Origin of the sequence: Bathymodiolus heckerae thiotrophic gill symbiont (assembly GCF_900128515.1) — a bacterium.
GTDB lineage: Bacteria > Pseudomonadota > Gammaproteobacteria > PS1 > Pseudothioglobaceae > Thioglobus_A.
On the sequence record NZ_FQTP01000007.1, the window covers coordinates 1 to 18069 of the forward strand.

An 18069-nucleotide genomic window follows, 5' to 3' on the forward strand; every position below is an offset into this window, starting at 1 on the left:
TTGCCTGATTTTTCACGTTCTAAAATTACCAATTGGGTGCGTACAGGCAAGGCATTGGTTAATAATAAAACCTTCAAACCTAAAGAAAAAATATTGGGTGGTGAGATTGTCGCCCTAACCTTGGTTAAAGAAAAATTAAACGCTTGGCTGGGTGAGGATATTCCTATTGACGTGGTATACGAAGATGATGATATTATCGTGGTTAATAAGCCAGTAGGCTTGGTAACGCATCCAGGAGCGGGCAATTGGACGGGCACACTCGCCAATGCATTGTTGCATTTTGATCCATCACTTGCTAATCTAGATCGTGCAGGAATTGTTCACCGATTGGATAAAAATACCTCGGGACTTATGGTGGTTGCGCGTAGTGAATTAGCGCAAAAAAACTTAGTTAATCAACTGCAAACACACACAGTATCTCGTGAATATTCAGCTATTGTTTATGGCCATATGATTTCTGGCGGTACTGTGGAGGCGCCAATTGGTCGTGACCCCAAAGATAGAATTAGACAAGCGGTAGTTGAAGAAGGTGAAGGTAAAAATGCAATAACGCACTATCGCGTGATTGATCGTTTTGCGCACCACACCCATGTTAAATGTATTTTAGAAACAGGACGTACGCATCAAATTCGCGTACACATGTCTTATGTTGAGCATCCACTGATTGCCGACCCTATGTATGGCGGAAAAATACGCTTTCCTAAAAAAGCTGACGAAGACTTAAAAGACGCATTAAAGTCATTTAAGCGTCAAGCATTACACGCTAAAAAATTGACAATTTCTCACCCAATTACTGGTGAAGAGATGTCATGGAAGGCGCCTTTGCCACAAGACCTGAAAGACTTATTAGCTACGTTGAATAAATTTGACCCTGTCTAGTGACAACTGTATTCCCAAAAAATGTCCATCTAATTTCAACTTCTAGATTTATTAACAAAGGTGCAGGCAAGGCCTGCACCTTTGTTAATGGCTATGCCGATTTTAATTTAGCCACGCATGTGGGTGATGATTTAAGCTCAGTTGAGCTTAATCGTAAACGGCTTATCCAGCATTACAACTTACCCAGTGTGCCAAAATACTTAGAGCAAACGCATTCAGATATTTGCCTTGATGTCAGTAGTGCCGAATGTTTGGGTGATGCTGTTGTAACCAGCGATAAAAATACAATTTGTTGCGTGATGACGGCTGACTGTTTACCAATTTTTGCCAGCAATAGTAATGGTACGCAAGTGGGTGTGGCGCATGCGGGTTGGCAGGGGGTTGTGAATGGCGTGATTGAATCTTTTGTAGCAAGGTTTAATCAGCAAGAATTGATTGTGCATTTTGGCCCAGCCATCTCTCAAGACAATTTTGAAGTAGGTCAAGATGTGTATGATCAATTCATTGCTAAAGAAGACTCTCTGGCGCAAGCATTCATTCTATTTAACAACAAATACAAGCTAAATATTTATCAAGCAGCTCGAATTATTCTAAATAAACTAGGTGTTGAAAATATCAGTGGTGGCGATCAGTGTACCTATGTTCAAAAAGACAAATACTTTTCCTATCGACGAGATGGATTAAAATCTGGCCGAATGGCACATCTTATTTGGATGAAATAACAACTGAGCAGGCAAGGCCTGCTCAGTTGGATTGTTTATTTACTTAATGAGCTCATGATGGATTTTTTAAAAATTGGCCCAAACACATATAGTAGTGGAAATCCAACTAGCCAAGCAATGGCAAAACTCTCCAACCATTTGCTAATGGTTTGATCAGTCCAACCAATGTTCATATAAGTAACCACGAATGACATGATGCTAATCATGAATAATGACATGACAATGCTAAATCTTAAATGTACTTTCTTTTCCATAATTATTCCTCTTTATCTTTGGGTTTTCCAGAAATAGAAAAATCCATCTGCTTGGTATTTTTATTTAAATGGTAATAGTGTAATGGCGTTTGCTTGCGTTGCTTTTGCTGCACCACACAGCCAACGACGTCAAATTGCCCCTTAAGCTCAATTTCATCGTGTTGTGAATTAAGTGGCACCAAAAATTTATCATTACCGCGCTCTATGTATTGACGAAAATACATGTCATCTTCATAACGCACCACCGCGTACGCACGATTGTGAATCGCCATACCAGGATCAATAATAACAATACAATTTTCACTAAATTCAGGTTCCATATAGCTACCGAGGTTTTGTAAGGCGAAAGGCTCTGAATTAATAGAGCAGTTGGTTTCGAACATTTCTTGTGGAGTGTCTGACATAATTCTAGTGCGATTTAGGTGATATAGAAAATAGTGTATTTATTATTTAAAAACGAGAAGAATAGTTGGGGCTATTTGCCGATTTTTTAAATGATAAAGAGGCTGGTTTATATTTTTCATAAATTGTGTTAGGGTTATGTCAGACGCTCCTTTGTATCTATGTCTGACATATTGGGCAATAAAACGTTGAACGTTGGTTTTGAATAATACGGCTAATTTTACCATCACATGTAGGGCACAATTTGCCTTCACGTCCATACACGTTTAAAGTCTGGGTGAAATACCCAGGACTACCATCCACTTGAGAAAAATCTTGAAGTGTTGTTCCGCCAGCTTTAATGGCTTTAGCAAGAATGGTTTTGATGTGCTGAGTAAGAAGCTGGTAGCGTTTTTTTGAAACACCGCCAGCTTTATGTTGTGGGTCAATACCACAAGTAAACAAACTTTCACAAGCATAAATATTGCCCACGCCAACCACCACCTTACTATCCATAATAAAAGCTTTAATGTTTTGTTGCTTTTTACGCGAACGTACATATAAATAGGTTTCGTCAAATAACACCTCCAACGGTTCAACCCCTAAAGAGTCTAATAGAGGGTGTAAGCCATCAGCTGAAAATAACACTGCGCCAAAGCGTCGCGGATCATTCAAGCGCATGCTTTTGTCATTATCAAAAATTAATTCAAAATGATCATGTTTAAGTAGTAGCTCGTCACTACTCACCACTTTAATAGAACCACTCATGCCTAAGTGAATAATTAACGTACCAACCTTAAACTCAATAAGTAAGTATTTTCCACGTCTATTAATATCAATAACAGTTTGGTTAGCCAAAGTAGTTCGCAAATGCGCTGGAATCTCCCAGCGCAAATTATCCCGATGGCGAATTGCCTTGGTAACAGTTTGGTTTTTAATTAATGGTAGTAAACCATTCTTGGTGGTTTCAACTTCAGGAAGTTCAGGCATACATATAAGTATAGTAATAAAATTAAAAATTAATCTATATCAAATTAATAGCCTATTATAATAGTCAACTTTACAACAACAAAGAGAAAAATATGGGTTTTATCAATTCAGTACAAAATAAGATTTTAATCGGCTTCGTTGCGGCTATCGCTGCAATGTTCGCATTAGACATTACAAACACATTTGTGATCACAGTTTGGTTGCACGTTATGGCTGGCGTTTTATGGATTGGCCTATTGTATTATTTTAACTTCGTACAAGTACCTGGTATGGGTCAAGCCCTGACTGATACTGATGGTCCAGGCCCTGCAGCAATTGGCAAGTATATTGCACCGCGTGCACTATTATGGTTCCGTATGGCTGCAGCAGTTACTTGGTTGGTTGGCTTGTCTTTATTAGTCCAAGCAGGCGGCGGCATGCAAGGTATTCATTTAGCCTTTACATTTGCACCAGGTTTTGAGATTATTGGTTTAGGTTCATGGATGGGCACAATCATGGCGTTTAATGTTTGGTTCATCATCTGGCCAAACCAGCAAAAAATCTTAGGCATGAAAGAGGCAACTGCTGAAGAAATTGTAACGGCTAAGAAAAACGCTGCGTTGGCTTCAAGTGTTAACGTCATACTGTCGTTACCGATGCTACTAACCATGCTTGCATGGCACGCGTAAATAGATTCTAATTGTTAGCAACTACTGCGTTAAATAATATTTTCAGCTTGTTGTGTAGATTTATTACACTCCGACGCTGAGAATAAGATTTTCCTTGTATTTATCTAATAATTAAAACTATTAGGATTTAGAAAACCGAGACTTGTTCTCGGTTTTTTTGTCTAAAATTATACGACCTACTTATTATGTATAAACGGGAAGATTAAAAAATCCATTCAAAGCCTATTAACAAAGCTATTTTCAAATCATTTAGATTATTTTCAATATTTTTGTACAAATGTTGTATTTTTGTTTAAAAAAACTAAATACGTTTCTGTATAAGGGTTTTAATCCATTTTTAAGCGCTAAAATCCCTATTTTGTAGTTAATTTGCATTTATTTGTATTATTTTTGCAAATAAGTGTTGACATTTAAAAACAGAACCGTATAATACGCACTATCTTGACAACATTGTTAAGAAACCAAGCGAGAATAATCTTGCATAACTTATAAAATTTAGGAGTTTTTAAAATGAAAAAACAATTATTAATCGCTGCAGTAGCAGCATCTATGTCAGCTGCATCTATGGCTGATGTTTCGATTGCAGGTAACGCTAAGTTTGAGTACAGAAATATTGACACAAATAATGTCTCTTCAAATACAACAAACACAGAAGTTAACTTAAACGTACGTGGTAGCAATGGCGATACAAAAGTAATCATGGATCTTGAGTTTAATACTCATGGTGGTAATGCTACAACTGCTTTAGATGTTGAAAACTTGTACCTAACAACTAAAATTGGTATGGTTAACGCTAAGCTAGGTAACTACACAACACCTACTTCTGCAATCTTGGGTGAAATTGACAACGGTAGTCGCGCAACTAACAAAATGACTTTCTCAACCATGCTTAACGGTGTTAAAGTTTATGCTGGTAACACGGGTGCTGTTACAGGTGCTGGACAAACAGCAATTGATAATAACATGTTTGTCGGTGCTTCAGCTACAGTTCAAGGTTGGACATTACAAGCTAAGAAAAACTCTTCAACTGTAAACTCTTTTGGTGTTAAAGGTAGTGTTGGTCCAGTTGGCATTCGTTACGAAATTAAAGATAACGACGCAGCTAATTCTGATGTAGATTTCTTAAACTTAACAGGTGATTTTGATGGTGTTAAAGTAGGTTATGCACGTCTAGATGCTGATGCTGATAGCCTAATTACTGAAGATGATTCTGATTTATTCGCAGTTGAAAATGCTGGTAATGGTGATTCAAACGCTCAGTTCAGCTTAGCGACTACTGTTGCTGGTAACACCTTTACAGGTAAAATCGGTTCAATTGGTTATGCTGCAGCAACTGGTGATTTAGACTACACTGAGTTAAGCGTATCACGTGCATTAGTATCAGGTTCAACATTGAAAGTATCTTATTTAGATCAAGATTTAGACGGTACTGCTCATGATACTGAAACTTTAGAGTTCGATTTATCTGTTAAGTTCTAAATTTTTAGAAGAGAACAGTTAATTTAAACTAATAGTTTAAGTATTAAAACCCCCTAATTTCGGTTAGGGGGTTTTTTTTCGTCCTTTATTTTTTTAGTGCAGGCAAGGCCTGCCTCATTTGACAAAATTCAGGTACAATTCAAACCATGAGTATTAGGAAAATTAAATTTACCAATGATGAATATTATCACGTGTTTAATCGGGGTGTGGATAGACGTATTATTTTCAACACGAAAGATCAGCAGAGGTATTTTCTTAGTCGGTTACGCTTGCTGAATACTACTGATAGTAGAAAATATATTACCAATAAGAGGAGTCGATGTAAAAATAAAGAGACTCTTGGAGAAGGTGAGAGTTTGGTGAGTATTGTAGCTTATTGTTTATTGCCTAATCATTTTCATTTATTGCTCAAACAAAATGTTGATAACGGTATTTCACAGTTTATGCAAAGATTGGGTACGGCTTATACCATGTTTTTCAATCAAGAGGAAAATCGCAGTGGCAGCCTGTTTCAAGGAAAATTTAAAGCCACACATCTCAGCGGTGATTTTGCCTTACCAGTGTCATCTGCCTATATTAATCTTAACTATGCACATCATAAAATAAACACTAACAAAAACTTAGTTAAATCTAGTTTGTGTGATTATTTACCTGATGCAGGCAAGGCCTGCACCAATGATATTTGTAATCAAGAAGAGATTGACGATATTGTTAATGAAATTGGTGGATTGTCTGAATACAGGCAATTTATTAAGAATGCATCTAAAACTTTTGTTGACAATAAAGGAAATACCGTAAATTTAAATGATTATGAATTTTGAGGCAGGCAAGGCCTGCACTATAATGGTTTTTTTGTTAATGAAATACTTATATTTATCCTTTAAAATAAGGGCATAATTTAAATCCAGGTAAAAAATGATTACTCAATTAAATAACAGAGTCTTATTAAAACTCACTGGCAAGGATGTGCAGGGTTTTTTGCAAGGGCAATTTTCTAATGATATTGCTAAACTTGAAGAGGGTATTGTGCAGCTGAATGCGTATTGTCAGCATCAAGGTAAAATTATGGCACTTATTTGGGTGATGAAAAAGGCGGATGAATATTATTTGTCTTTTCCTCAAGGGTTGTCTGAAGAAATCGTTAAAAAACTGACGATGTTTAAGATGATGTCAGATGTAGTGATTACTGATATAACTAACGAAATCATTCAATTGGGTGTTGTTGATGAAATGGTTAAAGGTGCGTTTAAACTTAATAATCAACAGTCGGTAGCTTTTAGTGAGTCAATTGACGGATTTGAATTGAGTGATGAAATGCATTGGCAAAAGACTTGTATTGACAATGAAGTACCTGAAGTTGAGCTAATAACGGTTGAAAAATTTGTACCACAATTGCTTAATTTAGATATTAATGAGACTGGTGTGAGTTTTACTAAGGGCTGCTATCCCGGGCAAGAAGTAGTTGCACGCTTGCATTATTTAGGTAAATCAAAGCGTCGAATGCGTACTTTTGAGTGCGAAGGTGATGTGAGTGTAGGCGATGAACTGATTGCGCTAAATTCTACCTCTGCTAAAGCTTGTGGTATTGTGGTGCGTTGTGTAAAATTAAATGATCAATTGCTTTGCTTGGCGACGGTTGAAATCGCCTATGAGGATGATACAATCACTTTAAATAATGCTGAAGGCACTTTATTAACCAGGATTCATGATGACTAAATTATTATTTTTACTAACCTTATTTCCTGTTTCTGCTTTTGCTACGAGCGATCCTGTCACTCAGCTTGATTTAACTAGCCATTGGGTGGGTTATTTTGCGCTGATATTATTTGCATTGGCTTATATCTTAGTGATGGTGGAGGAGTTTACTCACTTTAGAAAATCTAAGCCAGTGATTTTAGTCGCTGGTGTCATCTGGGGGCTGATTGGCTGGGTGTATGCTTCACAAGGGATTGATCATTCTGCAGAGGTGGCGCTACGTCACAATTTATTAGAATATGCAGAGCTATTTTTATTCTTATTGGTTGCCATGACCTATATTGAAGCTATGCGAGAAAGACAAGTGTTTGAGAGTTTAAAGGCTTGGCTGGTCTCCAAAGGGTTTACCTTTAAACAGCTTTTTTGGATGACGGGTTTTTTGGCATTTTTCATCTCGCCAATCGCTGATAATCTAACAACCGCACTTATTACGGGTGCCGTGGTTTTGTCAGTGGGATCGAGTAATCCACGTTTTGTTTCAGTTGCAATGGTTAATATTGTGGTTGCTGCGAATGCTGGTGGTGCATTTAGTCCGTTTGGTGATATCACCACGCTTATGGTTTGGCAAAAAGGCCTAGTAGAGTTTTCTGAATTCTTTGTACTGTTTATTCCATCATTGATTAACTTCCTTATTCCTGCGGCAATTATGCATTTTGCTATTCCAAACGAAAAGGCCACTTCTACTGGTAAAGTAGTTGATATTAAAATAGGTGGCTTAACCATTGTCGTGTTATTTATACTCACAATTGCGACTGCGGTGAGTTTCCATAACTTCTTGCATTTACCCCCTGTAATGGGCATGATGCTTGGTTTGAGCTATTTAATGGTGGCTGCATTCTTTATTCGTAAAATTGAGAGACGCACTCAAAAGGATGGTTTTGACGTATTTAGAAAAGTGGCTGGCGCTGAGTGGGATACTTTATTGTTCTTCTTTGGTGTTATTGTCAGTGTTGGTGGTTTAGGGTTTATGGGTTACTTGGCACTTACTTCTGAGATGATGTACGCCTCACTTGGTGCTACTTACGCTAATATTTTGGTGGGCTTATTGTCAGCTGTGGTTGATAACATTCCGGTGATGTTTGCGGTGCTAACCATGAATCCAGAGATGTCATTAAATCAATGGTTATTGGTTACATTAACAGCTGGTGTGGGCGGTAGTTTGTTATCAGTAGGAAGTGCCGCCGGTGTGGCGCTAATGGGTCAATCAAAAGGTTTGTATACGTTTGGCTCTCATCTTAAATGGATGCCGGTGATTTCACTAGGGTATATGGCCAGTATTGCGATCCATATGTGGATGAGCGACATTCCATTTGGATAATACTTTATTAATTGACATTGGTAATAGTGCTGTTAAATGGCTATTTAATGGTAAATATTACTCTACGTTAACTGCTGATTTTAGTGTTGATTTATTACCTAAAGCCGATCATATATTTGTTGCTTGTGTAGGTGATCGATCTATCTTAGAAGGATTAAATCAAGCTGTATTTGTTGATTCCCAGGCATCTTTTGGGCAATTTAAATCAGCTTACGAAAAACCACAAGATTTAGGCATTGATCGTTTTCTAGCGATGATTACTACTGTTGATCAGTATCCCAGTCAAAATAACTTAATCATTGATGCGGGTAGTGCGCTAACGTTTGATTTGGTACTGAAAAATGGAGAGCATCAAGGTGGTTTAATCATGCCAGGCCTAGGTGTTTTACGTCGTAGTTTTACTCAGTTTCAAAGTGATTCTAAAAAGCTAACACTTAATTCCATTGCGAGTAATACTGAAGACGGTTGGGAATTTGGTACGGCTAATATGTTTATGAATGCAATCGAGGCTCAAATCGAACAGTATAATGACAAATATGGTGATTTGAGAATTGTTCTAACGGGCGGTGATGCCAAAATGATCACTTATCGTTTGAATCAGAAAATAGAACTTAAGCCGAATTTGGTACTTAATGGACTTGCGCTTTACACACAATCAATCTAAAAGAGCTCTTTGCCTTGGTATAATGCGCCTTAATTAATTTAACGCAACAATCAATGCAAGACAATCGAGTTTTATCCGGAATGCGACCAACAGGCCAGCTTCATTTAGGTCATTATCATGGTGTTTTAAAAAATTGGCTTGAGCTACAAAATGAGTACGATTCATACTTTTTTGTGGCTGATTGGCATGCGTTTACCACACATTATGCTGATAAAATTGATCTTGAGACTAATGTAATGGAAATGGTGGTTGACTGGTTGGCGGCTGGTATTAATCCAAATACATCTACAATTTTTGTACAATCTAAAGTGCCTGAGCATGCTGAGCTACATTTGTTGTTGTCAATGATGACACCACTAAGCTGGTTAGAGCGCGTACCTTCTTATAAAGATCAGCAGCTTAAGTTTAAAACTAAAGATTTGGGTACTTATGGATTTTTAGGCTATCCATTATTGCAGAGTGCGGATATTCTAATGTACAAAGCCAATCTAGTACCTGTTGGTGAAGATCAGGTTGCCCACATCGAACTTACTCGAGAAGTAGCGCGCCGTTTTAACCACATTTATGGTCGTGAAGTTGATTTTGAAAAAAAAGCCGAAGCTGCAATTGGTAAGATGGGTAAAAAACAGGCTAAATTATTCCGTTCATTGCGTAAAGCTTACCAAGAAACTGGTGATGATGAGGCTATGGTTAAGGCACAAGCATTATTGCAAGAACAGCAAAATATCACTTTGGGCGATCGTGAGCGCTTAGCAGGTTATATCGAAGGAACGGGTAAAATTATTCTGCCAGAGCCAGAATCATTACTAACTAAAGCGTCAAAAATGCCAGGTTTGGATGGTCAAAAAATGAGTAAATCGTATGGCAATACAATTTCCTTGCGTGATACTGCTGATGAAATTAATACCAAGGTTAGACGTATGCCAACGGATCCTGCACGCATCAAACTGGCCGATGCTGGTGATCCAAATAAATGCCCAGTATGGCAATTGCATCAAGTTTACTCAGATGCTAAAACTTGTGAATGGGTGGTTGATGGCTGCACTATGGCTAAAATGGGTTGCGTTGAATGTAAACAACCAGTGATTAATGCAATACAGTTGGAGCTTGGTCCAATGCAAGAACGTATCGCTAAATATCAAGCAGACCCAGAGTTAATTAAGCAAATTATTCATGAAGGCTCAGAGAGTGCACGTCATGTTGCAAAAGAAACTATGATAGAAGTGCGCGAAGCTATGGGTATTACCTACTAGGTATTTATTTATTTTGGATTACTGATTATGGAAAGATTACAAAAATTAATTGCAACAGCGGGCTACGGTTCACGTCGTTGGGCAGAAAGACTCATCGAACAAGGTCGAATTGAGGTTAATAACAAAACCGCTCAAATTGGCGATAAATGCGAAATAACTGATAAAGTCAAAATTGATAGCAGACCTGTTGATCTTGAGCGCTATAAAGAAGAAGAAACCAAGGTGATTATCCTTAACAAGCAGGCAGGCGTTATTTGCTCGAATAAGGATGATGAAGGTCGAAAAAATGTTTATAGCTTATTGCCAAAAGAATCACGCTGGGTGATGGTGGGGCGTTTAGATCTTAATACATCGGGTTTATTGTTGTTTACTAACAATGGTGATTTAGCTAATAAGCTCATGCATCCAAGTTCTGAAATTGATCGTGAATATGCAGTTCGTGTGTTGGGTCAGGTGGAAAATGAAGATATCAAACAATTAACCACAGGTATTGAGCTAGAAGATGGCTTTGCTAGATTTGCGCGTGTGATTGTTGGTGGTGGCGAAGGCGCTAATCGCTGGTATAAGGTTGTGCTTAAGGAAGGTAAAAAGCGCGAAGTTAGACGTCTTTGGGAGGCGTTAGGTTTTAAGGTGTCACGCCTTATCCGTACACGCTTTGGTGAAATTCGTCTACCTGAAAACCTTAAAGCCAATCAATACGATTATTTAAAGCCTGGCCAAGTAAAGTTATTGTTAAATTCTGTAAATCTTGAGTTTAATCATAAAAAATAATTAATTTAAATCAATTATTTATCAAAGATTGTTGTTAGAATAGTCTCGTTAATAACTAAATTAAGAGAGTAATTATGATTATGAATGAGCTAAATAACGATATCGTTTTTTATATGAGTATTACAATGGTTGCTTTGACCGTTGTTGTTGGCATTGTCTTCGGTATCGCCAAGGCAAGAATTAGAACTTAGTTTCATTGCTCTTTTTAGAATGATAGTTTGTTTTCACCTGATTTTTATTAATTTTTGACTTAATTTGTCCAATTTTGACTTGGATCAAGTTTTTTATCTAACTCTATTGATAGAATGCCTCTGTTATTAATTAAATAAAGAGGGGTTTTACTATGATCATGAATGAGTTAAACAACGACATTGTTTTTTACATGAGCATTTCGATGGTTGTATTGGCGATGGTTAGTTTTGTTATTTTCGCATTTGGGAAAAAATTTAAAATCCTTAAGCGTTAAATTCCTAAAATTAATAGTTTGTGCCCTTCTCTTGTTAAGATTAATGAGGGGGGGGTGAGTTGCGCTTATTAATGAATTAAATACTAATAGTGCCTTCTGGGCGTCAATATTATTTATGGCCGCTTCATTGGTTTTCGCGGTCTATTTAAAAATTTATTTATCGTCAAAAAAATAGCTAAATAGAGTGTCCAGTTCTCTATTTTCGTTTTCAAAAACCCCTCACCTGTCATGTATAATATCGCTTTTAGTATTTACAATTATTAAGCGCTAATGTCTGACTATAAGCCCACTTTAAACCTACCTGCCACTAAGTTTGCCATGAAAGCAAATCTTTCAAATCGTGAAGGTGAATTTCTTAAAAAATGGCAAGACGATGATTTGTATGCTCAGGTTCGTGCGCACAATCAAGGTAAGCCAAAATTCGTTTTGCACGATGGCCCTCCTTATGCGAATGGAGACATTCATATTGGTCATGCGGTTAATAAGGTTTTAAAGGATATTATTGTTAAGTCAAAATCTTTATCAGGTTTTGATGCGCCGTACGTGCCTGGTTGGGATTGTCATGGCTTACCGATTGAACTTAATGTTGAAAAGAAAAAAGGCAAAGTCGGTGTTAAGATTGATGCCAATACTTTTAGAGCAGAATGTCGTAAATACGCAGATACCCAAGTAGCCAAACAAAAAGTTGATTTTCAACGTTTGGGTATTTTGGCTGATTGGAACAATCCTTATCTAACTAAAGATTTTCAATATGAGGCTGATATTGTTCGTGCTTTAGGAAAAATTGTTGAAAATGGCCATGTTACTAAAGGCTATAAGCCAGTGCATTGGTGTACAGAGTGTGGTTCAGCATTAGCAGAAGCTGAAGTTGAGTACAAAGATAAAAAATCAGATGCGATTGACGTTAAATTCAAAATTATTGATGATTCAATCTTTAAGGTTGATAAGTCAGTTTCTGTGGTTATTTGGACTACCACCCCTTGGACGCTACCTGCAAATGAAGCAGTAGCACTGCATCCTGAGCTTAGCTATGTATTGGCTGATACGGGTGATGAATATTTGTTATTAGCTCAAGATTTGGCAGAAGCTGCATTATCTCGTTATGAGCTGGAAGCAAACATTTTATCTGAAGTTTATTTAGGTGATGAGCTTGAAGGTCTCCAGGTTCAGCATCCATTTTATGACAAACAAGTACCTATTGTTTTAGGTGATCATGTAACCACAGATGCAGGTACAGGTGCGGTTCACACAGCGCCGGCACATGGTCAGGAAGACTTTGTTGTTGGCAAGCAATATGATTTGCCAGTTAATTGTCCAGTTGATGGGCGTGGTGTATTTTTCGAAGACACTGAACTGCTAGCTGGACAGTTTATTTTTAAGGCCAATGCTAGTGTTATTGAAATTTTAGAAAATGCAAACACCTTGGTTAAGCACGATCCACTGGTGCATTCGTACCCACATTGTTGGCGCCATAAAACCCCGGTTATTTTTAGAGCAACGCCACAATGGTTTGTTTCTATGCAGGATAACGGTTTAAGAGATGCGGTTAATACCGAAATCCCTAAAGTGGATTGGATTCCTGATTGGGGTAAAAAGCGCATTGAATTAATGGTGGGCAATCGACCAGATTGGTGTATTTCTCGTCAGCGTTTTTGGGGTGTGCCAATCACCTTGTTTACCCACAAACAAACAGATGAGCTACATCCAAATACTAAAGAATTATTCGTCAGTGTTTCAGCCATGATTGAAGAAAATGGTATTGAGGCTTGGTTTGAAACTGATATTAAAGATCTATTAGGTGCTGATGCTGATGATTATGAAAAAGCCACTGATACGCTAGATGTATGGTTTGACTCTGGTGTGAGTCATTTTGCAGTGTTAAAGGCTAGAGAGGATTTGGCGGATGTGGCCGATTTATACTTGGAGGGCTCTGATCAGCATCGTGGCTGGTTCCAGTCGTCGCTCATTTCATCAGTTGCTATTAATGGCAAGGTGCCATACAAGCAGGTGTTAACACATGGATTTACGGTTGATAAAGACGGTAAGAAAATGAGTAAATCATTGGGCAATGTCATGAGTCCGCAAAAGGTCATTAATAACTTAGGTGCTGATATTTTGCGTTTGTGGATTGCCTCAACTGATTACACCGGTGAGATGACAGTCTCAGATGAAATCTTAAAGCGTTCAGCAGATTCGTATCGCCGCATTCGTAACACTGTGCGTTTTATGCTGGCTAATACGAGCGGTTTTAATCCAGCACAGCATACGATAACAACAACAGACATGCTAGATTTGGATAGATGGATTGTTGCTAAAACAGCTGATTTGCAAGTGCAAATTTTAGAGGCTTACAATCAATATAATTTCCATCATGCGATCCAGTTAATTTTGAATTTTTGTAGTAATGATTTAGGTGGATTCTACCTAGATGTTATTAAAGATAGACAATATACTACGCAAGAAAATTCAAGAGCACGCCGTAGTGCACAAACTGCACTCAACCATATATTAGAAGCGATGGTTAAATGGTTGTCTCCAGTTTTATCGTATACCGCTGAAGAAGTTTGGCAAAGTATGCCAAGTGAAAAAATCAGTAGTATCTTTTTAACTGAGTGGTATACACAATTGGCATCGAATTACGATAATACTGCCATCGAAGTAGCTAGAAATATCAGTCCATTCATTCGCAAACAAATGGAAGGTATGCGTAACGATAAAATTATCGGCTCTTCATTGGATGCTGAAGTTGATTTGTATTGTGATGAACAAGTATATAACGCACTAAGTCAACTTGGCGATGAATTGCGTTTTGTTTTTATTACTTCTTATGCCAAAATCCATCCACTAAGTGAAAAAACAAATACTTGTATTGAGGCAGGTGAAGGTGTGTTTATTGAAGTGAGTAAATCATCACATGAAAAGTGTGTGCGCTGTTGGCATCATCGTGCTGATGTTGGTCAGCATGCCGAACATGAAGAATTGTGCACACGCTGTGTTGAAAATATTGCTGGTGATGGTGAGCAAAGGAATTACGCCTAAATGAAGACGTTAAATCTTGATTTAGGAAAAAAATCTTATCCGATTTATATCGGCCAAGCATTGCTTGATCAGACAGAGTTATTAATAAATCATATCAAAGGTAAGCAGGTGATGATTGTTACTAACACCACAGTTGCGCCTTTATACCTTGAGCAAGTTAAGGCATTACTTGGGTTATTGAATATTGCAGAGGTTATCTTGCCAGATGGTGAACAGTACAAGACGCTTGATACCGTTAATCTGATTTTTGATGCTTTGTTAGAAAATCGTTTTGATCGATCTTGTACATTGATCGCTTTAGGTGGTGGTGTTATTGGTGATATGACAGGCTTTGCAGCAGCGAGTTACCAGCGTGGTGTTGATTTTATTCAAATCCCAACCACTTTGTTGTCACAGGTTGATTCTAGTGTTGGTGGTAAGACTGGGGTTAATCACCCACTTGGTAAAAATATGATTGGCGCTTTTCATCAGCCAAATTGTGTGCTGATTGATGTGGATACTTTGGATACTTTGGATGACCGACAATTTTCCGCAGGATTGGCTGAAGTGATTAAATACGGCTTGCTCGGCAATATTGATTTCTTGAAGTTTTTACAAAGTAATATCAATGATTTGATTGCTAGAGATAAGACTTTAATTATCCAGGCTGTGCACCAATCTTGTGTGGATAAAGCTGATATCGTTGCAGAAGATGAATTAGAATCAGGAAAAAGAGCTTTATTAAACTTTGGCCATACTTTTGGTCATGCGATTGAAAACACCTTAGGTTACGGTGTATTTTTACATGGTGAAGCAATCTCAGTAGGCATGTTAATGGCGACGAAGTTGTCACAATTATTGGGCGATTTAACTAAAGATGATGTTAGTCAAGTTAAAGATTTATTAGAAAAATCTAATTTACCGATCAGCGTAGACGGTAAAATTAGCGCTTCTGAGTTCTTATCTGCAATGAGCGTTGATAAGAAAGTGATTAACGGTAATATTCGCCTCATATTAATGAGAAAATTAGGCGAATCGTATATTGGTGATACCTACCAACAAGCACAACTTAAACGAGTAATTGGGGATTTTTGCCAATCATAAAATAGGATAAATTATGTCAGATGATAAAAAGAAACCAGAAGTGAAGGATGATGAAGTAATGATTACTTCAAGCATTTCAGATTTAGAAAAAATGCTTGAAGGTGTTGAACAGCACGCGGACGAGCGTACTGATTCAAAATTTGAGCGTATGTTCTTGCCGGCTTTGGCCGTATTTAGTGCAATTATTATGGGGTTCTTTGTTGTTATTTATTCAATTACTAATGATATGGCACGCCTTGCTAATGCAATGGATCCAAACATGGGTGGCAACATGTCATCAATGGTATCTAGTATTGAAAAGCTAGCGACTAATGTGGACAAAATGACTACCTCAGTGGCGCAAATGCAGAAGAGTTTTTCACGTGTTGAAAAAAATATGGATGTCATTGCTTTAAAGTTAAATTCATTAGATGCTATTTCTGCTGATCTAACTCAAGTTAGCCAAAAGATGGACTCATTAGAGCCGATGTTAATTAATATGGAAGAAATGAATAAAAATATGACAGCCATGCAAGATTCAATGCAATGGATGCAACGTGATATGAGTATGATGCGCTCTTCATTTTCTAAGCCACTACGAATCTTCAATAAGATTCCAATGTTGTAATTATGTCGTTATCTGAGCAACAAGTTTCACAAATTGCTTATTTAGCGCGCTTATCGCTAAGTGACAGCGAGCTAAAAGATAATACCAAAGATCTGAATGCCATTCTTGGTTTAGCCGAGCAACTTGGTGCAATCGAAACAGATGGAATTGAGCCTATGGCCCATCCATTACACATGACTCAGCGTTTGCGTGCTGATGTAGTGACAGAGGTTGATCAGTCAGAGTTATTTCAGTCTATTGCACCTAATGTTGGCAATCATCATTATTTAGTGCCAACAGTTATCGAATAATATGAGTATCCATACAAAAACTATTGCGCAGCTTGCACAAGGCTTAAAAAATAAAGAGTTTTCATCAGTTGAAATTACTCAGCATTATTTAGACCGTATTAACAAATCTGATTTGAATGCATTTATTACCGTAACTGACGAACTCGCGATGCAACAAGCTCAAGCTTCAGATGACAAAATTGCATCAGGCAATGGTGGTATTCTGACAGGAATTCCTTACGCACATAAGGATATTTTTTGCACTCAAGGTGTCAAGACTTCAGTAGGATCTAAAATGCTGGATAACTTCATCTCTCCTTATGATGCAACTGTTTCACATCATTTAAATCAAGCAGATTTGGTCATGCTTGGTAAATCCAATATGGATGAATTTGCCATGGGCTCTAGTAATGAAAATTCATTTTATGGTGATGTGAAAAATCCTTGGAATAAAAATAAAATTCCAGGTGGTTCATCAGGTGGTTCGGCTGCAGCAGTAGCTGGTGGATTGAGTTGTTTTGCAACAGGTACTGATACCGGTGGCTCTATTCGCCAACCAGCAAGTTTATGTGGTATTACCGGCCTTAAGCCAACTTACGGTCGTGTTTCTCGATACGGCATGATCGCCTATGCATCTAGTCTTGATCAAGCAGGTCCGATGACTAAAACCGCAGAAGATGCGGCTATTGTGCTTAATGCTATGGCTGGTTTTGATGAAAAAGATTCGACTTCTGCGCAGCAAGATGTGCCAGATTACACAGCCAATCTTAATGATTCCATTAAAGACTTAACCATCGGCCTACCTAAAGAGTTCTTTTCTGAAGGTCTGGATGATGCGGTTGCCACTGAAGTTATGAACGCTGTTAAAGAATTTGAAGCAATGGGTGCAACCGTTAAAGAAATTTCTTTGCCAAATTCAGCTTATGCAATTCCAACTTATTATATTGTTGCGCCATGTGAATGTTCTTCGAACTTATCGCGTTTAGATGGTGTTCGCTATGGCTATCGTTGTGACGACCCGAAAGATTTAGAAGATTTATATTTACGCTCTCGCTCAGAAGGTTTTGGTGCGGAAGTTAAGCGTCGTATTATGATTGGTGCTTATGCGTTATCAGCAGGTTATTACGATGCCTATTATTTAAAAGCACAAAAAACGCGCCATTTAATTAGTGAAGATTTCAAGAAGGCCTTTGCTGATGTGGATGTTATTATGGGTCCAGTGTCTCCAACAACGGCTTTTGATTTGGGTTCAGTAAAAGATTCAGTATCCATGTATTTAGCTGATATTTACACGTTAAGTGCTAATTTGGCTGGTTTACCAGGTATGAGTATTCCTGCTGGATTTTCAAATAAACTGCCAGTAGGCTTACAATTGATTGGTAACTATTGGTCTGAGTCAAAGCTGCTTAATATTGCTCACCAATTCCAGAAACAAACAGATTGGCATGCTAAGATACCAGAGGAGGGCTAG

General features: G+C 37.8%; 18 protein-coding genes. 15 read left to right on the forward strand and 3 right to left on the reverse strand.

Annotated elements, in window-relative coordinates:
• Nucleotides 1-879, forward strand: an 879-nt coding sequence (gene rluD / locus BTHERMOSOX_RS01735) for a 23S rRNA pseudouridine(1911/1915/1917) synthase RluD (protein WP_138118807.1), incomplete at its 5' end; no start/stop codon positions are given.
• The gene (gene pgeF / locus BTHERMOSOX_RS01740) at nucleotides 879-1601 is read left to right on the forward strand and encodes a peptidoglycan editing factor PgeF (protein WP_138118809.1); all 723 of its coding nucleotides are present in this window, start codon (nucleotides 879-881) and stop codon (nucleotides 1599-1601) included. The genes rluD and pgeF, both read left to right, overlap by 1 nt.
• Before the next feature lie 35 nt (nucleotides 1602-1636).
• Here pgeF and BTHERMOSOX_RS01745 read toward each other — a convergent pair whose 3' ends face one another.
• The 3 genes from BTHERMOSOX_RS01745 to mutM form a co-directional block, all read right to left on the reverse strand.
• Nucleotides 1637-1855: a DUF2798 domain-containing protein gene (locus tag BTHERMOSOX_RS01745; RefSeq protein ID WP_138118811.1), complete on the reverse strand. Its 219-nt coding sequence runs from the start codon at nucleotides 1853-1855 to the stop codon at nucleotides 1637-1639.
• 2 nt (nucleotides 1856-1857) lie between these two features.
• Entirely contained in the window at nucleotides 1858-2259 is a 402-nt protein-coding gene (locus BTHERMOSOX_RS01750) for a S24 family peptidase (RefSeq protein WP_138118813.1), read from the reverse strand.
• 157 nt (nucleotides 2260-2416) lie between these two features.
• Nucleotides 2417-3226, reverse strand: a complete 810-nt coding sequence (gene mutM, locus BTHERMOSOX_RS01755) for a bifunctional DNA-formamidopyrimidine glycosylase/DNA-(apurinic or apyrimidinic site) lyase (protein WP_138118815.1) — start codon at nucleotides 3224-3226, stop codon at nucleotides 2417-2419.
• A 92-nt stretch (nucleotides 3227-3318) separates the two neighbouring features.
• On the opposite strand from mutM, the gene BTHERMOSOX_RS01760 reads away from it, so the two are divergent.
• The 13 genes from BTHERMOSOX_RS01760 (at nucleotide 3319) to gatA (ending at nucleotide 18069) form a co-directional block, all read left to right on the forward strand.
• The gene (locus BTHERMOSOX_RS01760; RefSeq protein ID WP_138118817.1) at nucleotides 3319-3894 is read left to right on the forward strand and encodes a urate hydroxylase PuuD; all 576 of its coding nucleotides are present in this window, start codon (nucleotides 3319-3321) and stop codon (nucleotides 3892-3894) included.
• A 510-nt stretch (nucleotides 3895-4404) separates the two neighbouring features.
• Nucleotides 4405-5373, forward strand: a complete 969-nt coding sequence (locus BTHERMOSOX_RS01765) for a hypothetical protein (RefSeq protein ID WP_138118819.1) — start codon at nucleotides 4405-4407, stop codon at nucleotides 5371-5373.
• Nucleotides 5374-5519: 146 nt separating this feature from the next.
• On the forward strand, nucleotides 5520-6194 hold the full coding sequence (locus BTHERMOSOX_RS01770) for a transposase (protein WP_138118821.1): 675 nt from the start codon (nucleotides 5520-5522) through the stop codon (nucleotides 6192-6194).
• Nucleotides 6195-6288: 94 nt separating this feature from the next.
• Nucleotides 6289-7089, forward strand: coding sequence for a CAF17-like 4Fe-4S cluster assembly/insertion protein YgfZ (ygfZ, locus tag BTHERMOSOX_RS01775; protein WP_138118823.1), 801 nt, complete (start codon nucleotides 6289-6291; stop codon nucleotides 7087-7089).
• On the forward strand, nucleotides 7082-8446 hold the full coding sequence (gene nhaD, locus BTHERMOSOX_RS01780) for a sodium:proton antiporter NhaD (protein ID WP_171004622.1): 1365 nt from the start codon (nucleotides 7082-7084) through the stop codon (nucleotides 8444-8446). The genes ygfZ and nhaD overlap by 8 nt, the downstream gene beginning before the upstream one ends.
• Nucleotides 8439-9110, forward strand: a complete 672-nt coding sequence (locus BTHERMOSOX_RS01785; RefSeq protein WP_138118827.1) for a type III pantothenate kinase — start codon at nucleotides 8439-8441, stop codon at nucleotides 9108-9110. Before nhaD ends, BTHERMOSOX_RS01785 begins: the two co-directional genes overlap by 8 nt.
• 53 nt (nucleotides 9111-9163) lie before the next feature.
• Complete coding sequence (locus BTHERMOSOX_RS01790; RefSeq protein ID WP_138118829.1) at nucleotides 9164-10363, forward strand: tryptophan--tRNA ligase; 1200 nt, start codon at nucleotides 9164-9166, stop codon at nucleotides 10361-10363.
• Between the two features lie 24 nt (nucleotides 10364-10387).
• Nucleotides 10388-11134, forward strand: coding sequence for a pseudouridine synthase (locus BTHERMOSOX_RS01795; protein ID WP_138118831.1), 747 nt, complete (start codon nucleotides 10388-10390; stop codon nucleotides 11132-11134).
• A gap of 736 nt (nucleotides 11135-11870) precedes the next feature.
• Entirely contained in the window at nucleotides 11871-14639 is a 2769-nt protein-coding gene (gene ileS, locus BTHERMOSOX_RS01800; RefSeq protein ID WP_138118833.1) for an isoleucine--tRNA ligase, read from the forward strand.
• Nucleotides 14640-15722, forward strand: a complete 1083-nt coding sequence (aroB, locus tag BTHERMOSOX_RS01805) for a 3-dehydroquinate synthase (RefSeq protein WP_138118835.1) — start codon at nucleotides 14640-14642, stop codon at nucleotides 15720-15722. It abuts the gene before it with no gap.
• A 13-nt stretch (nucleotides 15723-15735) separates the two neighbouring features.
• Nucleotides 15736-16329, forward strand: coding sequence for a hypothetical protein (locus BTHERMOSOX_RS01810; RefSeq protein WP_138118837.1), 594 nt, complete (start codon nucleotides 15736-15738; stop codon nucleotides 16327-16329).
• A gap of 2 nt (nucleotides 16330-16331) precedes the next feature.
• Nucleotides 16332-16619, forward strand: coding sequence for an Asp-tRNA(Asn)/Glu-tRNA(Gln) amidotransferase subunit GatC (gatC, locus tag BTHERMOSOX_RS01815; protein WP_138118839.1), 288 nt, complete (start codon nucleotides 16332-16334; stop codon nucleotides 16617-16619).
• A gap of 7 nt (nucleotides 16620-16626) precedes the next feature.
• Complete coding sequence (gatA, locus tag BTHERMOSOX_RS01820; RefSeq protein WP_138118870.1) at nucleotides 16627-18069, forward strand: Asp-tRNA(Asn)/Glu-tRNA(Gln) amidotransferase subunit GatA; 1443 nt, start codon at nucleotides 16627-16629, stop codon at nucleotides 18067-18069.